Raw genomic sequence first — 5,170 nt, 5'->3', positions numbered from 1 at the left:
GATGCCGAGCGCCATCGAGAACAGCGCCAAGCTGCCGCCCGCTCCGGCTTGTCGGCGGCCGTGTGGCTCGCGGCCGGCAGCTTGGCGCTGTTCTCGATGGCGCTCGGCATCAGCGCCGTGGCGCTCCCTGTGACGCTGATCCAGGACCTCGGCGGCGGCACGGGCGCGGTGGGATTGTCCTACAGCCTGTGCGCCTTCCTGGAAGTGCCGGTGATGATGGGGATCGCCCTGCGGCCGGGAGCCTTCGTGAGCTATCGCGGCATGGCCTTAGGCTTCGTGGCCTTCGTGGCGCATTTCGTCGTCCTCGCGCTCGCCACCTCGGTCGGCGGCGTGATGATCAGCCAGGTGCCCCGGGCGCTCGGCATCGGGCTTATCAGCTGCGTCGGCATCAGCTACCTGCAGAACCTGATGCCCGGCCGGGCCGGCGCCGCCGCGGCGCTTTACGCCAACACGGGCCAGGTCGGCGCCCTGCTGGCCGGGCTGTCGGCTGGCCTCTGGGCGGCGCACCTCGGGTTCCATTCCTTGTTCTGGGCCTGCGTGGCGCTGGCGGTCGGCGGCCTCGTGCTGCTCGACCTCGGCCGCCGCTGCCGCCAGCCGGGCTGAGCGCAATCCCCGCGCAACCTTGGTGCGCGAGGATACGGGGAAACCCGACCACAGCCAGGACCCCTGCCGCTTGCCTTCCCATGCCCCTTCGCTCGCCGGGGCGGCCTTCGCGCTGCTGATCCTTGTCGCCCCGGCCCGCGCCTGGGTGGTCGAGGACGACGGCGAAAGCTGGCCGATCTTCAGCTTTCACCGGTATGGCGGCGACGTGAACCGTCCCGGCGCCACGCCCGACAGGCCCTATTGGCACGGCGACGATGCGGTGCCGCTTGGCCTGCGCTGGCGCGACGGGGAAGCGACCGTTGCGGCCGAAGCCGCGGCTGCGGGCGAGGTGGCGATCCTGGCGCCGGCGCCTTATCCGGTCGGGATCGGCCGGTCGCGACGGGTGCATCGCGTCGTCCACCGGCGGCCCCACCACCGCGCCGCGCCGGTCTGCGTGCCGGCCAAGGTCCTTGCGCCGCACCCCTGATCCCGTCGCCGGGTCCAGCGCGGACCTGACGGCCGCCTGGTGCCGTGCCACACTCAGCCCCGAAGGCGGAGGAAACGGCCATGCGCAACGGATTCAGGGTTCTCGTACTTTTCAGCGCTCTCGCGGCGACGCCGGCCTTTGCGCCGGGTCCGTCGCTGCAGGACCGCCAGCAAGCGGCCTGCTACGACGACGTGATGCGGCTTTGTAGTGCCGCCGTGCCGGACATCGACCGGGTCACGGCCTGCATGCAGGACAAGCGCAGCCAAGTCAGCGCCCCCTGTGCGGCCTTCTACCCGCCCAGGAAACGCTGACGGCCGCGGCTCAGAGCAGCGCCGACGTCCAGGGCATGTCGACCTTGGCATAGCCATGGCCACGACGCTCCAGCGTCATGAAGCCCGGCATGTTGAGGTGCATACCGGCGACAGCGAGCCGCTCGCTCGCCACCTGGTCGAACACCCGCATGCGGGTCGCTCGCGCCTGGTCCTGATCGACGTCGAAGCCGATCGTCACCTCAGGCCGGGCGATCTGGATATCGGCCATATGGGTGATGTCGGTCCAGATCAGCAGGTCCGGCCCGGTGGAACCACCCTCGATCCGGAACCCGGAATGGCCGGGCGTGTGGCCCGGCAGCGGCACCAGGGTGACGCCCGGCAGGACGCCGCCCGACGCCACCGGCTTCAGCCGGTCGTTATACGCGTCGAAGGCCGTGCGGGCCGCCACGAAGAACGGCTTCGCGTCGTCGCCGACCGAAGCCATGATGGTGTCGTTGCGCCAAAAATCGAGTTCAGTGGCGTTGACCACCACCTCGGCCTTGGGGAACACCGGCTTGCCGTGCAGCGTCAGGCCGCCGACGTGGTCGACATGGCCATGGCTGACCAGGATCGTGTCGACATCCTCGGGCGCCACGCCGGCCGCCGCCAAGGCCACCGGGAAGCGGCCGCCCCAGCCGTTGAAGCCGCCCGTGCCGGCATCCACCAGCACGGTGCGGCCCTTGCCCTGCAGGATGTAGCTGGCGATCGAGATATGGGCCAACGGGGGCCGGTGGGCGTCGGTCAGCATCTGCTCGGCCTCGCCGGGCGTGATGCCTTGCAGATAGTCGAACGAGCCGTCGAGGTAACCGTCGCTCAGATAGGTCACCACATAGTCGCCCACCTTGCGGCGATTGAGCGACGGGGCTTGCTGGTCGGGTTGGGCAGTCATGGAAAACTCCTGGAGTGCATGCCGCGAACGCGCGCCGGGCATACGAGGTTGCCGGGCGGCGCCCCATGCCGCGGCTTAATGGTCCTGGCGCGGCTGCCCCGTCATGCTGGGCGCCAGGCCGGGATTGAGCTGGCTGGGGGACTGGGCCGGCGGCAGATCATAGTCTTCGAGGATGTTGGGCACCGCTGCGTCGCCACCCATCACCGGCACGCAGCGGGCATGCGGCTGTGGATGCTGGACAAGATCGACGAGCCGCTGGTGGACGGCGTTCCAGCGCTGCACGAGCCACGGGTCGGTGCTGGGGGGCGCCGGATCGCGGATCGTCACGGTGGCGGTCATGCCGCTGACGAGCGGCACGCCGTCGGGCACCTGCGTGATGGCGATGCGCACCGGCACCCGTTGGGCGAGCCGCACCCAGGTGTAGACCGGATCGACGTTGGGCAGGCCTTGCGTGCTCGGCGCCGCATCCGACACGCTGATGCCGCGCGTCACGGTCGAGACCGTGCCGAGGATCGGGGTGCGATAGCCCATCAGCTGCGCCTCGGCGCGATCGCCGAGGCAGATGTGGGCCATCTTGGTTTCCTCGAAATAACCGTCGATCCAATAGGAATCGGCATCGATGACCGAGATGTTGCTGGTGCCCTCATGGGCGTAATCGCCGACTCGCATCAGCAGATTGGTCACATAGCCGTTGACGGGGCTCTTCACCTCCGTGCGTAGCAGGTTGACGTTGGCCTGGTCGACGTCCTGCTGGGCCGCGTCGAAGGTGGCTTGCGCCTGGGTGGCGTTGCCGACGTATTGCTGTTGTTCCTCGGCCGTGGTGGCGAGGTCGCTCAGACGTTGCCGGCGTTCGGCCTGCACCTTCTTGACCTGCAGGTCGGCCGCGCGGGAGCGCAGCGCCGCCTGGGCGCTGCTCAGCGTGCGCTGGAAATCGAACTTGTCGATCACGTAAAGGGTGTCGCCCTTGTGGACGAACTGGTTGTCGCGAACCCGCAGATCGGTGACCTGCCCGGACACTTGCGGCGCCACCGATGCCACCTGCACCCGCACCCGGCCATCCCGGGTCCAGGGGGCGGTGACGTAGAAGTCCCAGATCAACAGGCTCGCCAGCAACGCCAGCAGAATGATCGCCAGCGTCGCGATGCTCTTGGCGAAGGTGCTCAGCGCGCCGCGCAACCGGTGCGACGGCGGGGCGTCATCGTCTGCGGCCACGAGGGGTGGCGGCGTGCCGGCCTGAAGCCGTTCGTCGGGGTCGGGACGGGGCCGCTCGGGCGCGGGCGCATCGGCGGGCTTGTCGCCCGCGGGCGTCGTCGAGGCGACGTCGAAGATGCGGCGGGGCTCGTCTCCCGCGTCGGGCCCGGACGGGGCGGCGCGGCGCTGTTCGGATTCAGCCATCACGGATGCGGGCGCCCCTTCACAAGAACACGATCAGGGCAGCCAGGATCAGCACATACAGGCTGAGCTGGACCACCGGCGGGTTGGCGAACAGGCGGTCGAAGACCAGCAGCGCCAAGAACGGACGCAGCAGCAGGAAAACCACCAGCGCCAGACCGGCATAAAGCACGAAAGGCGCCACCAGCACGCCGCCAAGCGTCAGCTCGGGAAAGGTCTGCATCATGCGGGGCGTTCTTCCCGGAGTTCGGCCACCACCCGCGGGCTGCGCTCGATCAGCACGGCCGCGAAAAGCAGATCGATCCCGGCCTGACGCCTCGACCGGTGCCGCCCGCCAGACCCGCCCCGCTCGTCACGCAGCATCGTGAGGCCGAGCTGGCGGAGGCGATCCGCGTCGAGCCGCCGCAACGCCGCGCGTGCCCCGGGCCAGGCTTCCCGCAACGGTCTCTCCGCAAAGGTCGTGCGGAGGCGGCGCGCACAGGCCGCGAGGTCCGACATCCGGATCAGGTAGCGGAGATCCTCGGTCCCGCTGGCGTCGGGCCCGAGCCCGCCCATCTGGCCGATGCGGTCGGCATCGCGGAAGACGCAGCCCAGGAGGTTCGGAAGGCGTTGATGCGGCCCGAACACGGCGGCCCGCAGATCCTTGCGGGCGGAAGCCAGCATCCAGCCCCGCTGCCGGTCCGGCCCTGTCGGCAGCACCACCGACAGCAGGATGAACAAGCCGATGACGGCCGTCACGTTGAGGCAGGACGAGAAGATATAGCTTTGCGGATTGTAGTCCTGCGGGTTGCTGGGCCCCAGCACCGCGGGGAAGAACACCAGCAGCAGGAACCCGATGCCGAAATGCGTCGGGTTGCCGGTGGACAACAGCAAGGCCGCGATGAAGATCGTCGGCCCCATGGCGAGAACCAGCAGCGGAAAGGCATCGACGCCGTCGAGCAGCACGAATTCGGTGATGCCGGCCGCCGCCACCACGAGCGGCATGGCGATCAGGGCCCCCACCGCGAAGCCGCGCGGGTTGGGGTTGGTGGCGCTGAGGCCGATAAAGGAGCCGATCTGAACCAGCGCCGTCAGCGAGGCGGGCCACCCCGTCAGCGACAACACCACGGTTGCGATCGCCATGGCCAGAAAGGCGCGCAGCCCGTTGCGCAGGGCCGCGGGCCAGGGCCGGTAGAGGAGGACCCGCGCGCGCTGCTCGGGCCGGCGGCCAGCCCGCAGGGCGGCCAGCGCCTCCGTGGCGAGATGGTCCTGCTCGATCAGCACCAGGCAAGCGGCCGCCGCAATCAGGCGATGGTGCGGCGCCTCGCGATCGGCGATGGCCGCAAGGGCGCGCCGTTGCGGAGGTTCGTGCGGCTGGCCTTCGAGGGCCCGGACGAGGTTCTGCCGCGACTCGTCGCCGTCCGGCCCGAGCGCCGCCAGGGAGCCGGACACGACGCGCGCCGCCGACACCTGGCGCAGCAGGCTGCTGGCGGCGGCCCGGGCCGCGGCGGCGCGCGCCCGCCCGGTCAA

The 5,170-nt window shown here is 70.1% G+C and carries 6 protein-coding genes and 1 pseudogene; 3 read left to right on the top strand and 4 right to left on the bottom strand.

The annotated features are described in order from the left end of the window. The 3 genes and pseudogenes from P7D22_RS22210 to P7D22_RS22200 form a co-directional block, all read left to right on the top strand. Positions 1–603, top strand: a pseudogene (locus P7D22_RS22210) (hypothetical protein); the annotation flags it as partial. Positions 604–673: 70 nt separating this feature from the next. Continuing rightward, a complete protein-coding gene (locus tag P7D22_RS22205) occupies positions 674–1,069 on the top strand; it encodes a hypothetical protein (RefSeq protein ID WP_319936433.1) in 396 nt (131 codons plus the stop codon). Between the two features lie 80 nt (positions 1,070–1,149). Next, positions 1,150–1,380 (top strand): hypothetical protein, encoded by a 231-nt coding sequence (locus P7D22_RS22200; protein WP_319936432.1) that lies wholly within the window; start codon positions 1,150–1,152, stop codon positions 1,378–1,380. 10 nt (positions 1,381–1,390) lie between these two features. Here P7D22_RS22200 and P7D22_RS22195 read toward each other — a convergent pair whose 3' ends face one another. The 4 genes from P7D22_RS22195 to P7D22_RS22180 all read right to left on the bottom strand — a co-directional run. Next, the gene (locus tag P7D22_RS22195; protein ID WP_319936431.1) at positions 1,391–2,269 is read right to left on the bottom strand and encodes an MBL fold metallo-hydrolase; all 879 of its coding nucleotides are present in this window, start codon (positions 2,267–2,269) and stop codon (positions 1,391–1,393) included. A 75-nt stretch (positions 2,270–2,344) separates the two neighbouring features. Then, positions 2,345–3,664 carry an HlyD family secretion protein gene (locus tag P7D22_RS22190; protein ID WP_319936430.1) on the bottom strand — a complete coding sequence of 440 codons (1,320 nt, stop codon included), beginning with the start codon at positions 3,662–3,664 and terminating at the stop codon, positions 2,345–2,347. 19 nt (positions 3,665–3,683) lie between these two features. Then, on the bottom strand, positions 3,684–3,887 hold the full coding sequence (locus P7D22_RS22185; RefSeq protein ID WP_319936429.1) for a DUF1656 domain-containing protein: 204 nt from the start codon (positions 3,885–3,887) through the stop codon (positions 3,684–3,686). Continuing rightward, on the bottom strand, positions 3,884–5,170 hold a 1,287-nt coding region (locus P7D22_RS22180), incomplete at its 5' end, for an FUSC family protein (RefSeq protein WP_319936428.1). The genes P7D22_RS22180 and P7D22_RS22185, both read right to left, overlap by 4 nt.

Origin of the sequence: Lichenihabitans sp. Uapishka_5 (assembly GCF_033947565.1) — a bacterium.
Taxonomy (GTDB): domain Bacteria; phylum Pseudomonadota; class Alphaproteobacteria; order Rhizobiales; family Beijerinckiaceae; genus Lichenihabitans.
The sequence above is the reverse complement of the archived record's forward strand: the minus strand, read 5'-3'. Positions and strand labels throughout refer to the sequence as shown.